Annotated in this window: 18 protein-coding genes; 9 read left to right on the top strand and 9 right to left on the bottom strand. The window is 52.8% G+C overall.

Annotated features, from left to right (window positions below):
- Window positions 1–4: 4 nt before the first annotated feature.
- The 4 genes from pheS to infC form a co-directional block, all read right to left on the bottom strand.
- On the bottom strand, window positions 5–1,114 hold the full coding sequence (gene pheS, locus QUF18_RS00995; protein WP_289386071.1) for a phenylalanine--tRNA ligase subunit alpha: 1,110 nt from the start codon (window positions 1,112–1,114) through the stop codon (window positions 5–7).
- A gap of 121 nt (window positions 1,115–1,235) precedes the next feature.
- On the bottom strand, window positions 1,236–1,637 hold the full coding sequence (rplT, locus tag QUF18_RS00990; protein WP_289384431.1) for a 50S ribosomal protein L20: 402 nt from the start codon (window positions 1,635–1,637) through the stop codon (window positions 1,236–1,238).
- A 24-nt stretch (window positions 1,638–1,661) separates the two neighbouring features.
- Window positions 1,662–1,865 (bottom strand): 50S ribosomal protein L35, encoded by a 204-nt coding sequence (rpmI, locus tag QUF18_RS00985; protein WP_289384429.1) that lies wholly within the window; start codon window positions 1,863–1,865, stop codon window positions 1,662–1,664.
- A gap of 325 nt (window positions 1,866–2,190) precedes the next feature.
- On the bottom strand, window positions 2,191–2,730 hold the full coding sequence (gene infC / locus QUF18_RS00980) for a translation initiation factor IF-3 (RefSeq protein ID WP_289386070.1): 540 nt from the start codon (window positions 2,728–2,730) through the stop codon (window positions 2,191–2,193).
- A 354-nt stretch (window positions 2,731–3,084) separates the two neighbouring features.
- Here infC and QUF18_RS00975 point away from each other — a divergent pair, with 354 nt between their 5' ends.
- The 9 genes from QUF18_RS00975 to QUF18_RS00935 all read left to right on the top strand — a co-directional run bounded on the left by QUF18_RS00975 (window position 3,085) and on the right by QUF18_RS00935 (window position 12,036).
- Window positions 3,085–3,852: an alpha/beta hydrolase gene (locus tag QUF18_RS00975; protein ID WP_289384427.1), complete on the top strand. Its 768-nt coding sequence runs from the start codon at window positions 3,085–3,087 to the stop codon at window positions 3,850–3,852.
- 37 nt (window positions 3,853–3,889) lie between these two features.
- Complete coding sequence (locus tag QUF18_RS00970) at window positions 3,890–5,035, top strand: benzoate/H(+) symporter BenE family transporter (RefSeq protein WP_122009625.1); 1,146 nt, start codon at window positions 3,890–3,892, stop codon at window positions 5,033–5,035.
- A 180-nt stretch (window positions 5,036–5,215) separates the two neighbouring features.
- A complete protein-coding gene (locus QUF18_RS00965; RefSeq protein WP_289384423.1) occupies window positions 5,216–5,647 on the top strand; it encodes a DUF2852 domain-containing protein in 432 nt (143 codons plus the stop codon).
- A 90-nt stretch (window positions 5,648–5,737) separates the two neighbouring features.
- Window positions 5,738–6,535 carry a M48 family metallopeptidase gene (locus QUF18_RS00960; RefSeq protein WP_374806451.1) on the top strand — a complete coding sequence of 266 codons (798 nt, stop codon included), beginning with the start codon at window positions 5,738–5,740 and terminating at the stop codon, window positions 6,533–6,535.
- Window positions 6,536–6,602: 67 nt separating this feature from the next.
- Window positions 6,603–7,265, top strand: coding sequence for a phosphoribosylanthranilate isomerase (locus tag QUF18_RS00955; RefSeq protein WP_289384421.1), 663 nt, complete (start codon window positions 6,603–6,605; stop codon window positions 7,263–7,265).
- Window positions 7,266–7,314: 49 nt separating this feature from the next.
- On the top strand, window positions 7,315–8,571 hold the full coding sequence (trpB, locus tag QUF18_RS00950) for a tryptophan synthase subunit beta (protein ID WP_289384419.1): 1,257 nt from the start codon (window positions 7,315–7,317) through the stop codon (window positions 8,569–8,571).
- A 2-nt stretch (window positions 8,572–8,573) separates the two neighbouring features.
- On the top strand, window positions 8,574–9,413 hold the full coding sequence (gene trpA, locus QUF18_RS00945; RefSeq protein WP_289384417.1) for a tryptophan synthase subunit alpha: 840 nt from the start codon (window positions 8,574–8,576) through the stop codon (window positions 9,411–9,413).
- 117 nt (window positions 9,414–9,530) lie between these two features.
- Complete coding sequence (gene accD / locus QUF18_RS00940; RefSeq protein ID WP_289384415.1) at window positions 9,531–10,436, top strand: acetyl-CoA carboxylase, carboxyltransferase subunit beta; 906 nt, start codon at window positions 9,531–9,533, stop codon at window positions 10,434–10,436.
- 262 nt (window positions 10,437–10,698) lie between these two features.
- Window positions 10,699–12,036: a bifunctional folylpolyglutamate synthase/dihydrofolate synthase gene (locus QUF18_RS00935; protein ID WP_289384412.1), complete on the top strand. Its 1,338-nt coding sequence runs from the start codon at window positions 10,699–10,701 to the stop codon at window positions 12,034–12,036.
- Window positions 12,037–12,212: 176 nt separating this feature from the next.
- Here QUF18_RS00935 and trxA read toward each other — a convergent pair whose 3' ends face one another.
- The 5 genes from trxA to tsaE all read right to left on the bottom strand — a co-directional run bounded on the left by trxA (window position 12,213) and on the right by tsaE (window position 21,715).
- On the bottom strand, window positions 12,213–12,533 hold the full coding sequence (gene trxA, locus QUF18_RS00930; RefSeq protein WP_289384410.1) for a thioredoxin: 321 nt from the start codon (window positions 12,531–12,533) through the stop codon (window positions 12,213–12,215).
- Window positions 12,534–12,643: 110 nt separating this feature from the next.
- Window positions 12,644–16,171: a double-strand break repair helicase AddA gene (addA, locus tag QUF18_RS00925; protein WP_289384408.1), complete on the bottom strand. Its 3,528-nt coding sequence runs from the start codon at window positions 16,169–16,171 to the stop codon at window positions 12,644–12,646.
- Complete coding sequence (addB, locus tag QUF18_RS00920; RefSeq protein ID WP_289384406.1) at window positions 16,168–19,308, bottom strand: double-strand break repair protein AddB; 3,141 nt, start codon at window positions 19,306–19,308, stop codon at window positions 16,168–16,170. Before addB ends, addA begins: the two co-directional genes overlap by 4 nt.
- Window positions 19,309–19,442: 134 nt before the next feature.
- Window positions 19,443–20,183: a nucleotidyltransferase family protein gene (locus QUF18_RS00915; protein WP_289384404.1), complete on the bottom strand. Its 741-nt coding sequence runs from the start codon at window positions 20,181–20,183 to the stop codon at window positions 19,443–19,445.
- Window positions 20,184–20,188: 5 nt separating this feature from the next.
- Window positions 20,189–21,715 (bottom strand): tRNA (adenosine(37)-N6)-threonylcarbamoyltransferase complex ATPase subunit type 1 TsaE, encoded by a 1,527-nt coding sequence (tsaE, locus tag QUF18_RS00910; RefSeq protein WP_289384402.1) that lies wholly within the window; start codon window positions 21,713–21,715, stop codon window positions 20,189–20,191.
- Window positions 21,716–21,766 lie beyond the last annotated feature (51 nt).

Below are 21,766 nucleotides of genomic sequence, written 5' to 3'. Positions count from 1 at the left end.
GTCTTTATGCGCTCAGACCGCCGAACAAAGTCGGCAAGTCAAGCGGGCGGAAACCATAGTGATTGAGCCAGCGTACATCCGCATCAAAGAAAGCGCGCAGATCAGGCATGCCATATTTCAGCATCGCAATACGATCGATCCCCATGCCCCATGCAAAGCCCTGATAGATATCCGGATCAAAACCTGCATTGCGCAGCACATTCGGATGCACCATGCCGCAGCCGAGAATTTCCAGCCAGTCAGTGCCTTCGCCGAATTTCACATTACCACCGGAACGATCGCACTGAATATCGACTTCCATCGACGGCTCGGTGAACGGAAAGAAGCTCGGGCGCAAACGCATTTTGACCGAAGGCACTTCAAAGAAGGTCTTGCAAAACTCTTCCAGTACCCATTTGATATTGGCGACATTCGATGATTTATCGACAACCAGACCTTCCACCTGATGAAACATTGCCGAATGCGTGGCATCCGAATCCATACGATAGGTCTTGCCCGGAATAACGATACGGATCGGCTCATCACGGCCTTCTTTGGCACGCATTGCCGCAAACTTCTCCATCGTATGCACCTGAACCGGTGATGTATGGGTGCGTAGCAGTTTGCGCTCGCCATTTTCATCCGGCTTGAAGAAGAATGTATCGTGCATTTCACGCGCCGGATGACCTTCAGGGAAGTTCAGCGCTGTGAAATTGTAATAATCGGTTTCGATGTCCGAGCCTTCGGCAATCGAGAAACCCATATCGGCAAAAATTGCCGTAATCTCATCAATCACCTGCGAAATCGGGTGAATACGACCACGCGATGCAGCAGATGGGCGTACCGGCAAGGTCACATCAACCTTTTCGCGCTCCAGCTTCTCAGCAATAGCGATTCTGCGCAGGTCGCTTTTACGGGTCGCCAGCGCTTCAGTGACGCGATTTTTCAGACCATTAATAGCAGGTCCCTGCGTCTGACGCTCTTCAGGAGACATAGCGCCCAAGGATTTCAGCTTCTCTGAAACCGATCCTTTTTTACCGAGAACGGCAACACGCACGGCCTCAATTGCCTGCTCATCACCGGCAGCGGCAATCTCTGCCATAATGCCCTGTTCGAGTAGTGAGAGATCACTCATCATTTTGATCCTTGATAATTTGCCGTACGATGATGCTTGTTCAAGACGGAAAAACCCGCGCCAGTATCACCAGCGCGGGTTTTCCAAATACATCACAAAAGCTTTGGAAGAGGCGGCTGGCTTAGTTGACAGCAGACTCAAAAGCATTCGGTGTTGTGTCTTTCAGATATTCAAGCGCTGTCTTTGCGGATGCAACGAGCGCGCCGAATGCTGCTGGCTCATGAATAGCCAGATCCGACAGAACCTTACGGTCTACTTCGATGTTAGCCTTAGCAAGACCATCGATGAAACGGCCATAGGTCAGGCCATGCAGACGAACAGCAGCATTGATACGCTGAATCCACAGAGCGCGGAAAGTGCGCTTGCGATTCTTGCGATCGCGATATGCATATTGTTTCGAACGATCGACAGCAGCTTTAGCAGTGCGGATCGTATTTTTACGACGACCGCGGAAACCTTCAGCCTGCTTCAGGACTTTTTTGTGCTTTGCGTGAGCAGTCACGCCGCGTTTAACACGTGCCATAGTATGATATCCTTAAACTAATGCTTACAGGCCGTTCGGCAGGTAATTCTTGATGACCACTTTGGCATCGGCCTCGGAGAGAACCATGGTGCCGCGTGCATCGCGAAGGAACTTGTTTGAACGTTTGATCATACCGTGACGCTTGCCAGCGGCAGCAGCCAACACTTTACCAGTACCGGTGATTTTGAACCGTTTCTTGGCAGCAGATTTGGTCTTCATCTTGGGCATTTTGCTACTCCTTGATTACTTCCCCCTCGTACCCAAGGGTACTCGACGCCTCTTGTTTGTAGTCCCTGTCGTGCTGCAAGCACTGCAAGTCTACCATCTTAAAGCACCGCTACACCTGCAACGGGGAGAATTTCTATTTTACTTTCAGGCCGACCAAAGCCCGAAAAGCATACAAAACCGCCACGGCATGCCCTGCCGGTCGGTTTGAACAGCGTCTCAATACGCATAAATACAGTAAAAAGCAACTCTAAAGTCACCAAATAAAAAGCCGCCCGTAGGCGGCCATTTCATTTTGCAAAAACAAAACTGTTTTGCCTGTCGTCGCTTATCCGCGCGGTGCGAGAACCATCATCATCTGACGGCCTTCAAGCTTTGGCTCTGCTTCAACCTTAGCGATTTCCGCAGTATCTTCCTTAACACGCTGCAACAGCTTCATGCCAAGTTCCTGATGCGCCATTTCACGGCCGCGGAAGCGCAAAGTAACTTTAACCTTATCGCCTTCTTCAAAGAAACGACCTGCGGCCTTCAACTTCACGTCATAATCGTGATCGTCGATATTCGGACGCATTTTGAGTTCTTTGATCTCAACCGTCTTTTGCTTCTTGCGCGCTTCGGCAGCTTTTTTCTGGTTCTGATATTTCAGCTTACCAAGATCAACGATCTTACAAACCGGTGGCTCCGCATTAGGAACGATCTCAACAAGATCCAGACCCGCTTCTTCAGCGAGTGCAATGGCTTCCTGAATCGTCACTGTGCCATGGTTCTGGCCTTCGGCGTCAATAAGCTGAACCCGGGGTACCCGGATGTCTCGGTTGGAGCGCGGTCCGTCTTTCTGGACCGGCGTCGCTCTGAACGGTCGGCGAATGGTCGTATTCTCCTCGAATTATTAAACATATGCGATGAATTTGCGCTCTGGTAGGGGCTGCAAATAACGCAGCTACACCTGCAACCAACCTTTGGTTTTAGTGCAGCGCGCAAGTCAATAGCATCTTTTGAAATGCAAATCACCCCCCTCGGGGCAATATCAATGCAGTAAAATGCCCTTAAAACCGGCTAAAAAGCCGCTTTTGATCACGGTTTTATGAATGCTGAGACAAATCTGCACGAACAGTCATGTTTTTAAAATGAGCATTGCCTCGTGAGATTTCAAGTTTATAGCTTGTTACAGCAATGTTTCATTACAGCGCACCGAATGAAGACGCAGCGTAAGGAGTATCCGATGACAGATCAGGCAGCCAATTTTCTTGATGTAAACGGCACCGCCATCGCCGCGCGCACCAGAAAAGGTGAAAAAGCTCCGGGGCTTGTCTGGCTCGGCGGTTATTGTTCCGACATGCTCGGCGGCAAAGCCCAGCATCTCGATCAATGGGCTGAGAAAAACAATCACGCCATGCTACGTTTTGATTATTCCGGCCATGGTGAATCCGGCGGTGAATTCAAAGACGGCACGATCTCACTCTGGCTGGAACAGAGCTTAGCGGCTTACCGCGCTTACACAACAGGCCAGCAAATCCTGATCGGCTCCTCAATGGGCGGCTGGATTGCACTGCGTATGGCGCAGGAACTCATCAAGGCGGGTGAAAAGCCTGCCGGTCTGATCCTGCTGGCTCCGGCACCGGATTTTACGCAAGTCTTGGTAGAACCTTCTCTGACGGAAAATCAGAAAAACCAGCTTGAAACGCAAGGCTATATGGAAGAGCCGTCAGAATACTCAACACAGCCTTATATCTACACGAAAAACCTGATCGAAGACGGGCGCAATAATCAGGTTCTCACCGGCATTATCGAAACCGGCTGTCCTGTGCATATTCTGCAAGGCATGCAAGACCCTGATGTGCCTTATGCCCATGCACTGCGCCTCGTCGAACATCTGCCGGTTGATAATGTAACACTGACCCTAATCCGCGACGGCGATCACCGCCTTTCCCGACCACAAGATCTTGATTTGCTGACACGATCAGTTGAAGCGATGATCGCGCAAATCTGACAACAATAATAATCTGAAAGATTGAAGCGGGGGGATCATGCGGGTTTCAGTGATAGCATCGGCTGCAGTTGCAGCTTTTGTCGGCTTTGGCGGCACTTTGGCGCTGATTATTGCAGCAGCCACAGCGCTTGGTGCAACGCAAGCAGAGACGGCAAGCTGGGTCACAGCCATATCACTGGCGCTCGCAGTCTCTTCCGGTTATCTCAGCTGGCGCTACCGCATTCCGATTATCACTGCATGGTCAACACCGGGGCTGGCGCTGATCGGCGCCAGCATCGGTTTTACTATGCAGGAGGCTGTTGGCGCCTTCATCGTCACTGCTGTCGCCATCATCATCACCGGCCTGATTAAACCGGTGGCACAATTTGTCGAGCGTATTCCCGCATCCATCGCCTCCGGCATGCTCGCCGGTGTTTTATCAAGCTTTGTCATCAATGCCGCCAAAACCCTGTCACTTGACCCGCTGCTGGTTTTGCCGCTGATTGCGCTGTTTCTGATTATCCGTCTGTTTAATCCGGCAATGGCTGTCATCAGCGTGCTGATCGGTGGTGTGATCTTCGCACTCCTGCTCGGCCGTGCGGATAATCTGCCTGCACCGGAACTCTCCACATTGACGATGATCATACCGGAGTTTTCATTGTCTGCCATGATCGGGCTGGCACTGCCGCTTTATCTGGTGACGATGGCTTCCCAGAACCTGCCCGGTTTTGCCGTCTTACGCGCCGCCGGATATGAACCGCCAACGGCCGCCTGTCTGCAAGTGACCGGTCTTGTCTCGCTGATTTCCGCACCTTTTGGCGCCCATACCAGTAATATGGCGGCAATTTCAGCCGCGATCTGCACCGGTCATGATGCCCACCCTGATCCGAAACAGCGCTGGCTGACCGGCCCGTTCTATGCACTGTGCTATCTGATTTTTGCTATTTTCGGCGCATCTCTCGTCGCCATTTTCGCTGTGCTGCCACCAGCACTGATTATGCTGATTGCAGGCCTCGGACTGATCGGCCCCTTTATCAATGCACTGGCTCTTGCCCTGAACAAGCAAGATGAGCGGTTTGCCGCTATCATCACTTTTGCAGTCACAGCCTCGGGCATTACAATTCTGGGTATCGGCTCCGCATTCTGGGCGCTGATCGCCGGTCTGATCGTCGCCGGAATGGATCATTTATCAAAAAATCGCTAAAAATTTAAATCTTTGAAAAAGTTTAAAAATCCGCTCTGAATTATCACAAAACAATAATCTTAAACTTCGTGAAAACACCGATTTTGCGGGGTTTTTCTTGAATTTCCCTCCGGCTCTCACCACGTATTTTAGCAATTGATGATTACTTCTGATCATCAAGCCGATTTACGGAGCCAACACATGAACACATCCGCATTGATCCGCCCAGCCTGGACACCGGCAACAATTGCTCTGATGGTCCTCGGCTTTGTCTTTTTCTGGCCGCTTGGTCTTGCCATGCTGGCTTATATCATCTGGGGCGACCGCTTGCCCGGCGTGAAACGCGATATCAATCAGGCAACTGATGAGTTTGTCGGTAAGTTCCGCCGCAAAGGTCAGGAATTCTCCCGCTTCACCGGCGGCATGAATTCGACCGGCAACAGCGCTTTTGATGATTGGCGTGATGCCGAGCTGAAACGCCTTGATGAAGAACGCCGCAAACTTGATGAAGCCCGCTCTGAATTTGAAGCCCATATTCGTGAACTGCGTCGCGCCCGCGACCGTGAAGAATTTGAACGCTTTATGGCTGAACGTCGCAAAAACACACCGAAAGATGATGTGATTGCGCTGTAATCAGCCTATGCAGAGACAACCACTCTCAAAGGCGCATCAGCAGATGCGCCTTTCTTATAGTTCTATGAGCGAATCACTTATAGTCTCAGCATGATCCTGTCTTTGTTCCGCAAACCTCCACTAAAAAAGACTGCTAAAAAGCAATCTGCCCCGAAAGCACTGCGTGCCGAGCGGAGCTATTCTGTTGCGGGTCGTACACTGCCGCTGAATATTTGGGAAAACCCGCGCGCTAAAAGACTGACCCTGCGTATTGAAACCGGCGGCAAAGCAATCCGCGTTACTGTTCCGCCGCGCTTGCCGGAGCGTGAGCTTGAGCTGTTTATCGCCCGTCATCACGGCTGGATTGAAGCACAGATTTCCAAAGTGCCTGTCACGGTACCTTTCATGGACGACAGTACCATTCATATCCGTGGTATTGCGCACCGCATTGTGCATGAACCATCCAAGCGCGGCACTACACGGCAAGATAATGATGAAAACGACCAGCCCATACTGGTTGTACATGGCGACACCCATCATATGGGACGGCGGATTGCTGACTACCTGAAGAAACTGGCTAAAACCGATATTAACGGACTGGTGCTGGTGCATACAGGGCGCATCGGTAAACCGGCAACCTCTGTGCGCTTTAAAGATACAACCAGTCGCTGGGGCTCCTGCACCTCCAAAGGTGATCTGGCATTCTCATGGCGTATCATGATGGCACCGGCAGAGGTGATCAATTATCTGGTCGCTCATGAAGTTGCCCATCTGATCGAGATGAATCACGGGCCGGATTTCTGGGCACTATGCACCAGACTTTGTCCTGATACTCCGTCATCACGGGCATGGCTCAAACGGCATGGGAGTGCGCTTCATGCGGTTTCCTTTAACTCAGTGACGGATTAAGCTGTCCCTTCGGGTTTTTACACGCTAAAGTCTATTTCTATTCAATAAACAGTCTGAAATTAAGCAAATGTCCTCCTCCGCTATCGAAGTTAAAATCTGCGGCCTGAAAACGCCGGAAGCCGTGGAAACCGTGCTGAAAAACGGTGCCAGTCATATCGGCTTTATCTTTTTTCCGAAAAGCCCCCGTCATGTTGAACCTGAACAGGCAGCCAAGCTTGCAAGTGCTGCCCGTGGCAAAGCCAAAATTGTTGCCGTGACTGTGAATGCCGATGATGCACAGCTTGATGAAATTGTCGCTGTGTTGCAGCCTGACATTTTGCAGTTACACGGCAATGAAACACCGGAACGCGTGAGCCAAGTGAAACAGCGCTACAACCTGCCGGTAATGAAGGCCTTTTCCATCCGCGAAAACAGCGATTTTGACGTGGTTGCGCCCTATCAGAGCATTGCAGATCGTTTTCTGTTTGACGCCAAGGCGCCAAAGGGCTCAGATCTGCCGGGCGGCAATGGCGTATCTTTTGACTGGAACCTCCTGAACGCACGGCAGGATCTCGGCAATTACATGCTTTCAGGCGGTCTGAACGCAGAAAATATTAATGTGGCTCTTGCCAAAACAGGCAGCTTTGCTATCGACATTTCATCAGGTGTTGAAAGCGAGCCTGGCAAAAAAGACTTGCATTTGATTGATGCATTTTTTGCAGCCGTGCGTGAAGCAAGCAATACGAAATAAGACTGCCTCATCAGGCATTCATTTGAATCAAAGATCGGAAGCATATCTCATGTCGAGCGAGCTCAATTCTTTCAAAACCGGGCCGAATGAAGAAGGCATGTTTGGTATTTACGGCGGGCGTTTCGTTGCTGAAACCCTGATGCCGCTGATCCTTGAACTACAGGCAGCCTATGATGCCGCCAAAGAAGACCCTGAATTCAAAGCCGAGTTGCAGGCGCTCTCCACCCATTATGCCGGTCGCCCTTCCAAGCTTTATTATGCTGAAGGTCTGACCCGCTATGTCCGTGAACAGGCGCAAGCCAAAGGCAGTAAGGCCAATGGCAAAAAAGGCGCGAAGATTTACTTCAAACGCGAAGACCTAAACCATACCGGCAGTCACAAAATCAATAACTGCCTCGGCCAGATTTTGCTTGCCAAGCGCATGGGTAAAACCCGTATCATCGCAGAGACCGGTGCCGGTCAGCACGGCGTGGCATCGGCCACTGTTGCTGCGCGCTTCGGCCTGCCATGCGTGGTCTATATGGGCGCAACTGACGTTGAACGCCAGAAGCCGAATGTATTCCGCATGAAACTGCTCGGTGCCAAGGTCAATGCCGTGACCGCCGGTAACGGCACGCTGAAAGATGCGATGAATGAAGCGCTGCGTGACTGGGTCACCAATGTGGAAGACACCTATTACCTGATCGGTACGGCGGCAGGCCCGCATCCATATCCGGAAATGGTACGCGATTTTCAGGCTGTGATCGGTACTGAAGCCCGCGAACAGATTCTGGAACGTGAAGGTCGCCTGCCGGATGCCATTATTGCAGCTGTCGGTGGCGGCTCCAATGCGATCGGCCTGTTCCATCCGTTCCTTGATGATACATCGGTCAAAATCTACGGCGTTGAAGCCGGTGGCCTTGGACTTGACGGTGATAAGCATTGCGCCTCTATGACCGCAGGCAATCCGGGTGTTCTCCATGGCAACCGCACTTATCTGCTGCAAAATGAAGACGGCCAAATTCTTGAAGGCCATTCGGTTTCTGCCGGTCTCGATTATCCGGGTGTCGGCCCTGAGCATTCATGGCTGAAGGATACCGGCCGCGTCAATTACGTGCCGGTCTTGGATGATGAGGCTCTGGAAGCCTTCCAGATCACCACACGCACGGAAGGCATTATTCCGGCACTGGAATCCTCCCATGCGATTGCGCAGGCTCTGAAGCTGGCACCGGAAATGGATCAGGATCAGATCATGATCGTCAATCTCTCCGGCCGCGGCGATAAAGACGTGCACACTGTCGGCGAAATTCTCGGAATGGAAATGTAATCATGACAAAACGTATGGATGAGAAATTCGCGGCACTTCGCGCTGAGGGTCGCCCTGCGCTGGTCACTTATTTCATGGGCGGTGATCCTGATTACGCAACGTCGGTTGAAATCATGAAAGCCCTGCCCAAAGCCGGTGCGGATGTGATTGAAATCGGCATGGCCTTCTCCGATCCGATGGCTGATGGCCCTGCGATTCAGGCCGCAGCCCTGCGCGCACTGCATGCAGGCCAGACTTTGCCGAAGGCTCTGCAGATGGTACGCGATTTCCGCGTGAGCGATGACACAACACCTGTTGTATTGATGGGGTATTACAACCCGATCTATATTTACGGCGTTGAGCGTTTCATCAAAGATGCGCTTGAAGCTGGTATTGACGGATTGATCGTTGTCGACCTGCCGCCGGAAATGGATGAAGAATTATGCATTCCGTCTATTAAAGCCGGTATCAACTTCATTCGTCTGGCCACACCGACGACAGACGAAAAACGCCTGCCAAAAGTGCTCGAAAACACTTCCGGCTTTGTCTATTATGTGTCGATGAACGGAATTACCGGCTCGGCTCTGGCCGATACAACACAGGTCAGTGAAGCGGTTGCCCGTATTAAAAGCCACACAGCCTTGCCGGTTTGTGTTGGCTTTGGTGTCCGCACAGCAGAACAGGCCAAAGCCATCGGCGCATCCGCTGACGGGGTGGTTGTCGGCTCAGCGATTGTGGCTGCAATTGCAGGCACTTTGGATGCTGACGACAAGGTTCAGGGTGATCCTGTAGCCGCAGCAACTGCTATTGTCAGTGAACTTGCATCGGGTGTTCGTAACGCTCGCCTTGCTCCTGCCCAATAAGCAGCGTAAAATAAACAATTAACAGAGTGCCGCAAATTTGCGGCTTTCTTTGTGTTTTATGCATTTTATGTTTAAAGACACAAAAGTTTCAAGTTTTGAGAACAACGGAAAGCCCATATGAACTGGATTACGAATTATGTCCGCCCGAAGCTCAACTCCATGCTGGGGCGCCGGGATATGCCAGAGAATCTCTGGATCAAGGACCCGTCAACCGGTGAAATGGTGTTTCACAAGGATCTGGAAAGCAATCAGTGGGTGATCCCTGCTTCCGGTCATCATATGCGTATTCCGGCCAAAGACCGTCTGCGTTTCTTCTTTGATGAAGGCAAATATGAGACTCTGGAAAGCCCGAAAGTTGCGACCGATCCGCTGAAATTCCGCGACGAAAAGAAATATATTGATCGTCTGAAAGACTATCGCAGCCGCACACAGCAAGATGATTGCATCATCAATGCGACCGGTACGATTGAAGGTCTTCCGATTGTTGCAACCGTGCAGGACTTTGCTTTCATGGGTGGTTCGCTCGGTATGGCTGCCGGTGAGGCAATCATCAAAGCAGCTGAAACTGCCCTTGCAAAGAAACGTCCTCTGGTTCTGTTTTCCGCTTCCGGCGGTGCCCGTATGCAGGAAGGTATTCTGTCACTGATGCAGATGCCACGCACCACTGTTGCTGTGGAAATGCTGAAAGAAGCTGGCCTGCCTTATATTGTGGTTCTGACTAACCCGACCTTCGGTGGTGTAACCGCTTCTTATGCCATGCTCGGCGATATCCAAATTGCAGAACCAGGCACAATGATCGGTTTTGCCGGTGCACGCGTGATTGAACAGACGATCCGTGAAAAGCTGCCGGAAGGCTTCCAGAGCGCGGAATATCTGTTGGATCACGGTATGATTGATATGGTGGTTTCCCGTCTTGAGATGAAAGAAACCGTTGCCCGTATCCTGAAAATCATGATGAAACAGCCTGCGAGTGAAGCGAAAGCTGAGCTTGCAGAGACCGCAGCCCGCGCCGCTTCTGTCTGATAAGATTTTATTCTGAGCGGCAGAGTTTTTTGCCGCCAAGACGACTTTTCGCGCCGCTCAACCAGCGGCGCGTTTTCTTTTCTAAGTACCTGTTGCAAAACAAACCGCAAACTGGTCAGTTCATATACGATTATCAGAGCGTACGCGTAAAAGTGTGAAGCGCCTTCGCGGGGAAATCAGTCCACCGGACTGATTTCTAATACCGCTTCGATCAGATAAGATACGCGTAAAAGCAAATAGATAGAGCATTTCCGGATCTGCCATGACACAAAATCTCACCGCCGCACATCGTATTGAACGCCTTCTGGAGAAACATCCGAAGGGTTTTGATCTGTCGCTTGAGCGTATCAGCCGTCTGCTGGAAGCGCTGGGCAATCCGCAAGACAAGCTACCGCCGATTATCCATATTGCCGGAACCAACGGCAAAGGCTCGGCTACTGCTTTCGCCCGCGCATTGCTGGAAGCGGAAGGACTGGCAGTGCATGTGCACACATCTCCGCATCTGGTGAACTGGCATGAGCGTTATCGTCTGGGTCGCAAAGGTGAGGCCGGACAGCTGGTGGATGATGCAACGCTCTCGGATGCAGTTGCACGGGTAACGGAAGCGAATGGTGAGCATATGATCACCGTTTTCGAGATTCTGACTGCCGTGACCTTTGTGCTTTTTGCCGAGCATCCGGCGGATGCAGTTATTCTGGAAGTTGGTCTTGGCGGGCGTTTTGATGCCACCAATGTCATCACCAAACCTGCTGTCTCATTGATTATGCCGGTTTCGCTCGATCATCAGTCCTATCTCGGCGATAAAGTAGAGATCATTGCGGCTGAAAAAGCCGGTATTATCAAGCGTGGTTGTCCGGTGGTGATCGGCTATCAGAGCAGCGATGATGCCCGTCAGGTAATGATTGATATTGCAGACCGTCTGCGCTGCGCTGTCAGCGTTTTCGGGCAGGATTTCCTTGCCTATCAGGAACATGGCCGTATGGTCTATCAGGATGAGAGCGGGCTGATTGATCTGCCACTGCCGCGCCTGCCGGGCCGTCACCAGATTGCCAATGCCGCAGCAGCCATAAAAGCCGTGCGCGAGGCCGGTTTTGCTTTAAGCGATCAGGCTGTTGAGAAAGCCATGACATCTGTGACATGGCCTGCCCGCATGCAGCGCCTGACACAGGGTGATCTGATCCGTTTTGCCCCTGAAAAAGCTGAAATCTGGCTCGACGGCGGGCATAATCCAGGTGCTGGCGTCGTCATTGCCGAGGCCTTGGCCGAGCTTGAAGAACGCGATCCGCGCCCGCTTTATCTGATTACCGGTATGATCAACACCAAAGATCCGGTCGGTTATTTTGAGGCTTTCAGCGGCATGGCCAGACAGGTCTATACGGTAGCGATTAGCTCCAGCGATTCAGGTATTGACCATGAAACGCTTGCCGATGCAGCGCGCAGAGCCGGTCTGGAAGCTCTGCCGGTTGCCAGTGTAGCTGACGGGCTGAAAGCCATCAAAGAACAGGTCAAAGATGAGGTGATTGCACCGCGCATTCTGATCGGCGGTTCGCTTTATCTGGCAGGTGATGTGCTGGCAGCGAACAACACACCGCCACAATAAATATTTGATCTTTAGAGCGCCGTGCGCCCACTTGGGCGCACAAAGGTCGCTCTAACACTTTATATTTACAGCATAATTTTACCTGAAACTGATTCAAGTTTAAGGAATTATGCTGTAAAAACAAAAGCCCCGCATGAACGTTCATGCGGGGCTTTTTTTGATAATTCTTTATCTGATTAAGACGAAGCTTTGATCCAGTCGGCCAGACGGCTCTTTGGTGCAGCACCAACCATATTGGCAGCGATTTCACCATTTTTGAACAACAGCAATGTCGGGATGGAACGCACACCATATTGTGCTGCCAGCTCCGGATTTTCATCGATATTCACTTTGGCGATCTTTACCTGACCAGCCATTTCCGATGAAATTTCTTCCAGAGCCGGTGCAATCATTTTGCAAGGTCCGCACCATTCAGCCCAGAAATCCACCACAACCGGCTCAGAAGCTTTCAGCACATCGGATTCGAAATTGCTATTGTCAATTTTAACGGTCGCCATTGGCTTTCCTCTTTTACTGATACAGGACATATCCTGATTTCAAATTCATTATTAGCTGATATGTGGTGTCATTGTGATGAAAGGTCAATATAGTTTTCGAGGCAGCCTGTTCATACGGCTTTGCCCAGAGCAATCAGCGCCTGCTCCATCACATCCTCATCCAATACGATCAGATGCGGCCCTTCGGTAAACAGCAGCGCAGCCTCAACACGTTTATCCGGATAAAGCGGCTCAACCAGCGCGCGATATAGTGCAAGCTGAGTGATATAGGCCTGCGGCACCTCTTGTTGTGCGCGCGCAGGCGGGCGATTGCTCTTATAATCCACAATCAGCACACGGTCTTCTTCAACACAGAGCCGGTCAATCTGGCCGGAAACAACCTGTTCCTTGCCGCGCAATTGCAGCTTACCCATCAGCGAGATTTCCGCTTTGGAGGCCGGTGAAAATACCGCAGCAAATTGCGGATCTTCCAGAATAGTGCTGACCGCTGCCAATACTTTTTCACGTTGTGATTCGTGCCAATCGGCAGCAGCAATCGTGAGATACCGCTGTGCCGCCTGTTCGCGTTGTTCTGCAGGCAGGTCCGGCAGGCGTTGCAACAGCGTATGGATCACCGTTCCGCGTTGCAAACCAAAACTGCGGCCCTCACTCTGTGCGCCCTGCTCCAGAACCGGCGAGCCGCTACGGACAACCAGCTCTGCATCGGCCTCAATCAAAGCGGAAGCACCGGATGGTGTTAATGGGCGTGGTAGTCCCTGCTCCGGCTCCAATGGCCTGCGATAATGTTCCGGCAACGGCGGATAAGCCGTCTGTTCAGCGCCTGTTTTGACCTGTATTTCAACGTCTGAGAGTGCGGTTTTGCGATAACGCCGTGCGCTTACACCCTCAACCGGATGATCATAGGCTATGGCTTCATCACCCAGCCCGTCAGAGGCCAATTTCAGCCATGTGTTTTCGCTCTCGCGCTCGCCACGATAACCGCACAGGATCAGCCGGTCCTCGGCGCGGGTCATGCCCACATAAAGCAGGCGGCGATATTCTTCCTCAGAGCGCGTTTTAAGCTCTTCCAGCAGCTCCGCAGTAAAACCGGTGCCGTAATCGCTCTTCGGCAACCAGAGAAAGCCCTTGCCCTCATAACCATCCGGCTCCGCCATATCAAAACTCAGCAGCTTTGGCGCACGCCCTGCCGACCATGCGGCATTGCCGGGATCAACCATGAAGACCACAGCCGCTTCCAGCCCCTTGGAGGCATGAACCGTCATGATACGCACTTCATCACGGTTCTGATCCAGCTCGCGCTTGATCTCCGGCGAGGCTGCTTCCAGCGTTTCCAGAAAGGCCTGTAGCCCCGGCAGACCACTGCGCTCGGTTGCCAATGCGTAGTTCTGGAATTCGTCGATCACGTCACCGGCTTCCGGCCCGAGCCGCGCGAGCAGTTTACGTCGTCCGCCATCCTGTCCGAGAATACGGGCATAGAACTCAAAGACCGGCATTGTATCAGCCATATTGCGCCAGCGACGCAGTTTTGTGTACAGCACCTGCCATGCGCCCGCATCCGGCGCATCGCTTTCACCCAGCTTCTCCATCGCCGCATAAAGCGTCTGCTTTGTTCCGCGTGGCTGCGCGAGACGATAAAGCTGCTCCTCGGTTAAACCAAAGAGCGGGCTTTTCAGCACACTTGCCAGTGACAGATCATCCGCCGGTTGCAGTACAAAGCGCCCGACAGCCATCAAATCTTTAATCCCGATATGGCTGGTGAGGCGCAAGCGGTCAGCACCGGCCACCGGAACACCGCGATTTTTCAATGCACGGGAAAGTGCAGGCATGAACAGATCACGCTTGCGTACCAGCACCATAATATCGCGCGGCTCCATGCGCCGCCCCTTGCCATGGATCGGTTCACCCGTATCCAGCCAGTGGCGAATGGTGGTGGCAATCTGTTCGGCCAGCTTGACGGCCGGTGCAGGCAACTGGTCAATCGGCGTGCGCCAGTCCTCAACCTCTTCAACCTTTTCCGGCGTCAGAATATCCCAGACCTCAACTTCACCGGCATCATTGGAGCGGATCGCCGCATGAACGGTCGGCTGCCGCTCAATACCAAGTCCACGAAAAGCTTCTTCGCGCGAAAACACCGTATCCACCGCCGACAACACATCCGGTGTGGAGCGGAAGGAGAAATTAAGACTGACTTTTTCAAAGCTCAATTCCGCACGGGCTGCCATGCGTGAAACGGCTTTACCGGTCGCGGCAAAATCCTCAGGACGTGCGCCCTGAAACGAATAGATCGACTGTTTCTCATCACCCACTGCGAAAAGGGTACGGCGCACGTCACGTTGTCCCGAACCGGAGAAAAATTCGGCAGAGAGCATATTAATCACCTGCCATTGTTCAGGGCTGGTATCCTGCGCCTCATCCACCAGAATATGGTCGATACCGCGATCAAGCTTATATTGCACCCACATGCCCGCGCCATTGCGTGACAACAGCGAGACTGTGCGGTTAATCAGATCGTCAAAGTCCAGCAAGCCGCGATTGCGCTTCATCTTCTCATAACGCGACAGCAGATCATCAATCAGCGTGAAGGCTGCAAGATTGAGCCGGATCAGCTTCAGTAGTTTAAGCCGGTCGAGCCCTTCATGAATATCGGCAGCAACGCGGTTAAAATCATCCTCGAAATCCGGCAGCTCGGCTTTGACCGCAGCAGTCGCCACCCATGAGCCGTTTTTCGGTTCACCTGTGGATTTGAGAAATGCCTTGCGCAGAATTTCATGCATTTGTGCTGGTGTCGTCTGCGGCTTAATCATCCGCAATTGCAGCACCACATCCTGCGCACGGGCAGCAGGTTTGCGCAGGTTCATCACCGCATCCAGCACATCTTCTGAAAACTCGGCCACCGGCCAGAGATCGGCGAGAATATCCGCTTCAGTGTCTTGCCGTTCAAAGCCGAAATGACGGTAGAAAACATCCTGACGGGTTTCCGCGACGCCAGTCTGCCGGATAAATCCATGCAAGGCATGGCGCTTGGACACCGCTTCATCCAGCAGGTTTTCCAGCCCCATTTCACCGGCGGTTTCCAGCACCGTAGCAAAAGCTTCAGCAAGACCCGCATGAGCAGAGGTGGAGGCCACTTCCAGCAATTGCCGCCGTGCTTCGCCTACCAGTGCCGTTTGCATCATATCGTCGAGCATTTCAAAATGACCGGCAATATTTGCTTCAAGCGGAAACTGGTGCAGGATAGATTCACAAAAAGCGTGAATGGTCTGAATTTTCAGACCACCCGGCGTTTCCAAGGCACGGGCAAACAAACGCCGAGCAATTTCAAGACGAATTGCATCGGGTTCACGCTTTTCCAGGTCTTTGAGTTTCTGGCTTAGTCCCTCATCATCCAGTACTGCCCACTCCGACAAGCGCTGGAAAACACGGTTCTGCATCACGGCCGCTGCAGCTTTGGTATAGGTCAGACAAAGGATTTTGGACGGGTCTGTACCCTCCAGCAGCAGCCGGATCACCCGCTCTGTCAGCACATGAGTTTTACCGGAACCGGCATTGGCCGATACCCATACGGAATCGTAAGGGTTCGCAGCCTTAGCCTGTGCATCAATGGTTTCCTGCGGGATGATAAATTTAAGCTTTGTCATGCATCACCACTTTCTGAACCATCGGCATCAGCACCACCGGCAGACCATTCCAGAACACGCGCCAGATGATCATAATCACCCGTCAGATCACTTTCGCGGAACGGCAAAGCACGGGAACGATAACCCTGCTCCTCGCGATTATATTCCGTGAGCAATTCTCCGAGCCTTACCCACGATTCTTCACCCAGTTCCACAGCCGTCTTCACGCTGGCACCACGATCCGTACTGAGAATGGATTCCGGCTTGAGCCTTCCGCCACCCTGCAAACGCACATAGAGCAAGTCCTGCGCATTGCTCTGGCCGATCTCTTTAAACGCCCCACGGCGCAACAGAGCCGCTTCCAGTGCCAGCTGCGGCGATAAAAGCACATGAGCCTGGCGCACGGATGGTGTGGAGCCGGTCTTATAGTCAATCACCACAGTCGTGCCGTCACGCATCACATCAATGCGATCAGCGCGACCGGACAGTGTCACGGCCAGTGGCTCGACAACTGCTTTTGCCGATGAAATCTCTGCATGGCGCTCACGCACATAAGGCGCGCGCTCCCGTTCCCAATGCAAAAACTCCGGTATCAGCGCAGTAATGCGCGGCCACCACACGGCTTCAATCTCCGGCGGCAGATCAGCATCAGTAAAGATACCGCGCCCGATTTCCAGCAACAGTTCTTCCGCCTGCGGTGATAAAGGATCAATATCACGATGGGTAAATTCACCCAGAATATCATGAAACAGCGTTCCGCGCTCAGCCGCTGCCGGATCGCGGATCAGTGGTTCCAATGCACGCAGACGCAGGATTTTTTTGGCATAGATCGCATAAGGATCGCGGCGCAGTGTTTCAATTTCTGTCACCGAGAAGTGCTTTGGCCGCGCATCGACCGGCGGCTTCGGCTCCGGCCTTGAGACAAACGGCACATCGGGGCTGACATCAAGCAGACGCGCCCAATGCAGATATTTACCGCCACGCTCACGCATGGCATCCGTTACCGCTTTACCCGTCACCGTCTCCAGTCGCAGCAACCAGCGCGACGGTACAGTCGGCGCATTAGCCGAGCGTTGCGAGCGGGAGAAAATCACCTGCTCCATACCCGTTGCCATGGCAAAATCATGCGCTGCCAAACCGGTACGCACTTCCGGCGGATCAAGCGCAATCATGCCTTTCATCGGACGCGACATAAACGGATCATTACGGGTTTTCGCCGGCCAGATCCCTTCATTCAGCCCGCCGACAATCACTGTGTCCACTGTCTGCAGGCGTGCTTCCAGCGCACCCCAGATAAACACACGCGGATGGCCGCCCGGATGCGGCTTGACCGTTTCATTGGCCAGCAGCGCTTCAAACATATCCGGCCATTCTTCCGGCAAAAAATCCAACCCTGTATCAGCGGCAATCAGTGCACGCAGAAACGCACTGAACTGCTCGCCCTGCTGCCCCTGATAGAGCAGCTGCACAGTAGCATCGATATCCCGCGCCAGATTCTCCAGTGCCTCGACACTCGCCCGCATAATCTGCGGCACTTCAATCCGTGCCTGAATACGGATGAGATCGGTCAGCGGTGCTACAGCCGTAGTCATAGCCGCACAGAAGGTCTGCAACTGGATAAGCTCTGTTGCTGCAATATTATCCTGCCAGGCCGGTTCATAAGGCTTGGCGGAGGCTTCCATCATTTTCTGTTCAAGGAAGCCCGGCAGATCAGCAATATCCGCCCTGCCCGTACCACCACGTAACGCTACCAGTTCCAGCATTTCCGCAGCACGGCGCAGATCACCGCGCTTTTGCCCCAGCCGCACCAGCGGATGCTTAGCCAGTGCCAGCAGTGCCACCGGATCACCCGGTTCAAACACACAGGTAATCAACAGGCGAAGCAGAATAACCGCTTCTGTATCTCGCAGGAGTTTACCGCCGGAATCATCCGCATCAATGCCAAAACGGGTAAGTTCCAGTACCACACGCCGCGCCAGATTACGGTCAACGGTCACCAGCGCTGCGGTTTTATCCGGCGCTTCAATCGCATCACGTAACGCCAGTGCCACTGCCAGTGCTTCTTCACGCTCATTGGACGTTTCGATCAGCGCTACATTCTGCATCGCATCGCGCACAGCCTGCGCATCGAGCTGCAAATGACCCCATAGATCTGTAGTTTCTGCCGGACGCAATGCCTCACTGACGATATGCTCGCGCATACGCTTTGCCGGATTTTCAATATCCAGATGCTGCACATCCTCACGACGGCATTGCATCTGATCCAGAAGCTTGCGCAACCCATATTGCGGATGGCCATAGGTGGACGGATTATTCAGCCCGTCAGCGAGCAAGGTCCATGCTTTGCTATCAAGATCACGATCCAGCCCCGGAAAAACCACAGCACCTTTTGGCAGACGGGCAATGGTTGCCACCAGTTTCGCCGTTGCCGGAATAGAACCGGTGGAACCAGCGACAATCACAGGGCCTTGCGGTGGATTTTTCTGCATCCGCTGTGTTTCAAATTCAATCAGCCAGTTACGGTGCTGGGATGCATTGGAACGGTTGCGTTCAGTCAGCACATCCGGCCAGATCTTGGTAACAATTTCCAAAAATTGCAGTGTCACCCGCCACCAGTCGGCAAGCTCTTCCGGTGCAATCAGACCAAGCTCGCTCCAGTCTGCGCCTTCTGTCTCCACCTGATCCATCAACCGAACCAGATCACGCGCCAGCCAGATCGCATCAGCAGTGGTTGCCGGTATGGCAATATCTTCTGCGCCGAACAGCGCACGAATATGAGACGGCAGACTTTCGCGCCACGGGCGGATCAACTGCGCGAGCAACAGCAAACGTTCCGGCTCACTCATCGGCGGGGCAAGCTGGAGAAACTCTTCTGCGGCACTGTCAAATAGCGCAGCACTTTCCTCCACATCACCCAACGGGCGGATAGATGGCAACAGAGCCGCATTGGCCGGATTACGGTCGACCAGCAAGGCACGCAAGGCGCGTGCCGCACGACGCGTCGGCACATAGATCACTGCACCAGCCAACGCCAGCGGATTGCCTGCATCAGCGCCAAAGCCTTCGATCAGCTCACCATTCAGCAAAGCATCGGCAAAACGCGGCAGAAATGGTGTTCCCGATGCAATCGAATAAAGACGCGGACGCCGCTCGCTCATAGACCCGTCTCCCAGATACCAAAGCGTATCCCGAAAAGTGTGAAGCGGTTTTCGGATAAGATACGCGTAGAAATAAATAGATAGAGCATTTTCTATAGGTTACGGCAAACCAGAAATGCTCTGATTACTTGGCTTTACGCGAGTGCCAAAAGGGCAGCTTCTGCCTCGCCGATTGCTTCCGGCGTACCGACCGTCAGCCAATGCCCCTGCATGACCATACCGTAAAGCCGGTCTGCGGCAATGGCTGCGTTAAAATAGCTGTTGAGAGAAGAAACGCTGATCTCTTTACCGGCAAAGAGCTGCGGATTAACCAGCGCCGCACCAGCATAAATATAATCTGAACGCTCATCCGCAGCTACACGACGCAATGTGCCGTCCTCATTGAGATGGAAATCCCCGCGTCCCTCATGACCAGTGGAGTGATGCCGGTCTGCCAGCATCAGCAGAATATCCATCCGGTTTTCATCCCAATTCTGAGCGAGACTTTTCAGGTTCGAGTTTTGAGAATCCACCCAAAATGTATCGGCATTAAGGATGTAAAAAGTCTTGTTTCCGAGTTCCGGCAAGGCTTTGACAATACCGCCTGCGGAATCGAGCAGCTGTACGCGCTCGTCCGATATGGTGATCGCAACATCATGGCGGTGTTTCAGATGCTCTTCCATCTGATCGGCCAGATAATGCACATTGACCACGGCCTTTTTAACACCGGCCTCAACCAGCGCATCCAGCCCGCGATCAATCAAGGTGCGTCCTGCCACCTCAATCAGCGGCTTTGGCGTGGTCAGGGTCAGAGGGCGCATTCTTGTGCCCAAGCCGCCTGCCAGTACCATAGCTGTATCAGGAGTGAATGCTTCTGAATTCTTCTTATCCGGCATGGGGTTTAATCCTGCAAAAGACCATTGTCCTGATACCATTTGCGCACCGGTGCGAGCGACGGATGCTGCAAGGCACGGGCTGTATAGGCCTGAATACGCGGCAGATGCTGCAAATAGACAGGCTTACCATCGCGCTTAAACAGGCGTACAAAGATACCAAGAATTTTAGTATTGCGCTGCGCAGCCATAATCGCATAGGCCGAACGGAAGGCCTCTTCGTCAAAAGCCTTGGCCAGCTTGCGGCGCTCATCGCAATAGGCCGCTACAATCTGATCTTGGAGATCATCTGCGATTGTCACACGGGCATCCATTGCCAGTGATGCCAGATCATAGGCCGACGGGCCGATCATCGCATCCTGAAAATCAATCATACCAAGGCGGTCAAAACCTTCCGCCTTCTCCTGCCAGAGAATATTCGGTGAATGATAATCGCGCATCAGCAGATTATATTCTGCATGCTCAAGGTTTTTGAATACGCTGTCCCAAGCCTGTTCAAAACTTTGTGTCTGGTCTGCGCTGGCAGGCTCGCCCTGCACATAAGGCAGATACCAGACCGGCAGCAATTCCGCTTCGATCAGCATCGCATCACGATCAAACATATGCAGATGATGGGTGCGGTCTTCACTGATCGTAATATCCTGCGGCCAGTTATGCTGATGCAGGTGCGCCAGCATTCGCGCTGCCGCTCCATAGCGCTCTGCCAGTGGTTTACCTGCACTATCGAGCACACCTTCCGTGCCCAGATGTTCCATCAGCAGAAAACCGCGATCGAGATTGATGGCGCGCATTTCCGGCACGCGAAAGCCCTTCTCGGACAACAACCTGTTCATCGCAACGAAAGCATCCATATTCTCCGCCAGATGGGCAATCTGGCGATAGGGACGTCCGTCTTTAACCGGCGGATCATAAGGCATGGCCGGTGCGTTCATCAGGATTTCACTACCGCTGTCACTGGTAATCAGCTCATAGCCGCGCGGGGATGCATCACCCAGCAGATAACGGCGGGAAGCATGATGACGACCTGATTTTCCGAGAAAATTACGAATACCGAGCGAGCGGGAAATACGACGTGCCGCTTTGGCGGTCACTTCCATCGTCAGGCGACGGCCGTCATCTTCATGGTCAATACTTATTGCAATTGTCGGCGCAGGCAAAACGCCCTCGCCCTGTTGCGGCCATTCTACCAGCACAGCACCGCTTTCCAGCGCCTCATCGAGCCCCAACTCATCCAGCTCTTCCGGTGAGGACAGGCGATAGAGATCTGTGTGGGCTACAGGCAGCCGCAATTCAGGATAGGATTGCACCAGCGTAAAAGTCGGGCTTGGCACTTCGTAGAAATCATCATTGGCAAGTGTGCGAATAATTGCCCGCGCTAAAGTGGACTTGCCAGCCCCCAGATCACCCTTCAAAGTGACAAGATCACCTTTGGCGAGTGCCAGTGCGATATCTTCCGCAAAACGGATCATCGCGGCTTCATTTTCCAGCACCAGCTCTACCGTATAGAGAGTGCTGCTATCCTGTTCATCAGCCATGCCAGCTTCCGTTATTTAAAATACCGTCTCCGGAAACGATCCGGACAAAGC

The sequence above is a fragment of the Pseudochrobactrum kiredjianiae genome, assembly GCF_030362795.1.
GTDB classification, from domain to species: Bacteria; Pseudomonadota; Alphaproteobacteria; order Rhizobiales; family Rhizobiaceae; genus Pseudochrobactrum; species Pseudochrobactrum kiredjianiae.
The sequence above is the reverse complement of the archived record's forward strand: the minus strand, read 5'-3'. Positions and strand labels throughout refer to the sequence as shown.

Coding starts and splice junctions, on each gene's coding strand:
- pheS (WP_289386071.1), bottom strand. CDS start 1,114: ATGAGTGATCTCTCACTACTCGAACAGGGCATTATGGCAGAGATTGCC.
- rplT (WP_289384431.1), bottom strand. CDS start 1,637: ATGGCACGTGTTAAACGCGGCGTGACTGCTCACGCAAAGCACAAAAAA.
- rpmI (WP_289384429.1), bottom strand. CDS start 1,865: ATGCCCAAGATGAAGACCAAATCTGCTGCCAAGAAACGGTTCAAAATC.
- QUF18_RS00975 (WP_289384427.1), top strand. CDS start 3,085: ATGACAGATCAGGCAGCCAATTTTCTTGATGTAAACGGCACCGCCATC.
- QUF18_RS00970 (WP_122009625.1), top strand. CDS start 3,890: ATGCGGGTTTCAGTGATAGCATCGGCTGCAGTTGCAGCTTTTGTCGGC.
- QUF18_RS00965 (WP_289384423.1), top strand. CDS start 5,216: ATGAACACATCCGCATTGATCCGCCCAGCCTGGACACCGGCAACAATT.
- QUF18_RS00960 (WP_374806451.1), top strand. CDS start 5,738: ATGATCCTGTCTTTGTTCCGCAAACCTCCACTAAAAAAGACTGCTAAA.
- QUF18_RS00955 (WP_289384421.1), top strand. CDS start 6,603: ATGTCCTCCTCCGCTATCGAAGTTAAAATCTGCGGCCTGAAAACGCCG.
- trpB (WP_289384419.1), top strand. CDS start 7,315: ATGTCGAGCGAGCTCAATTCTTTCAAAACCGGGCCGAATGAAGAAGGC.
- trpA (WP_289384417.1), top strand. CDS start 8,574: ATGACAAAACGTATGGATGAGAAATTCGCGGCACTTCGCGCTGAGGGT.
- accD (WP_289384415.1), top strand. CDS start 9,531: ATGAACTGGATTACGAATTATGTCCGCCCGAAGCTCAACTCCATGCTG.
- QUF18_RS00935 (WP_289384412.1), top strand. CDS start 10,699: ATGACACAAAATCTCACCGCCGCACATCGTATTGAACGCCTTCTGGAG.
- trxA (WP_289384410.1), bottom strand. CDS start 12,533: ATGGCGACCGTTAAAATTGACAATAGCAATTTCGAATCCGATGTGCTG.
- addA (WP_289384408.1), bottom strand. CDS start 16,171: ATGACAAAGCTTAAATTTATCATCCCGCAGGAAACCATTGATGCACAG.
- addB (WP_289384406.1), bottom strand. CDS start 19,308: ATGAGCGAGCGGCGTCCGCGTCTTTATTCGATTGCATCGGGAACACCA.
- QUF18_RS00915 (WP_289384404.1), bottom strand. CDS start 20,183: ATGCCGGATAAGAAGAATTCAGAAGCATTCACTCCTGATACAGCTATG.
- tsaE (WP_289384402.1), bottom strand. CDS start 21,715: ATGGCTGATGAACAGGATAGCAGCACTCTCTATACGGTAGAGCTGGTG.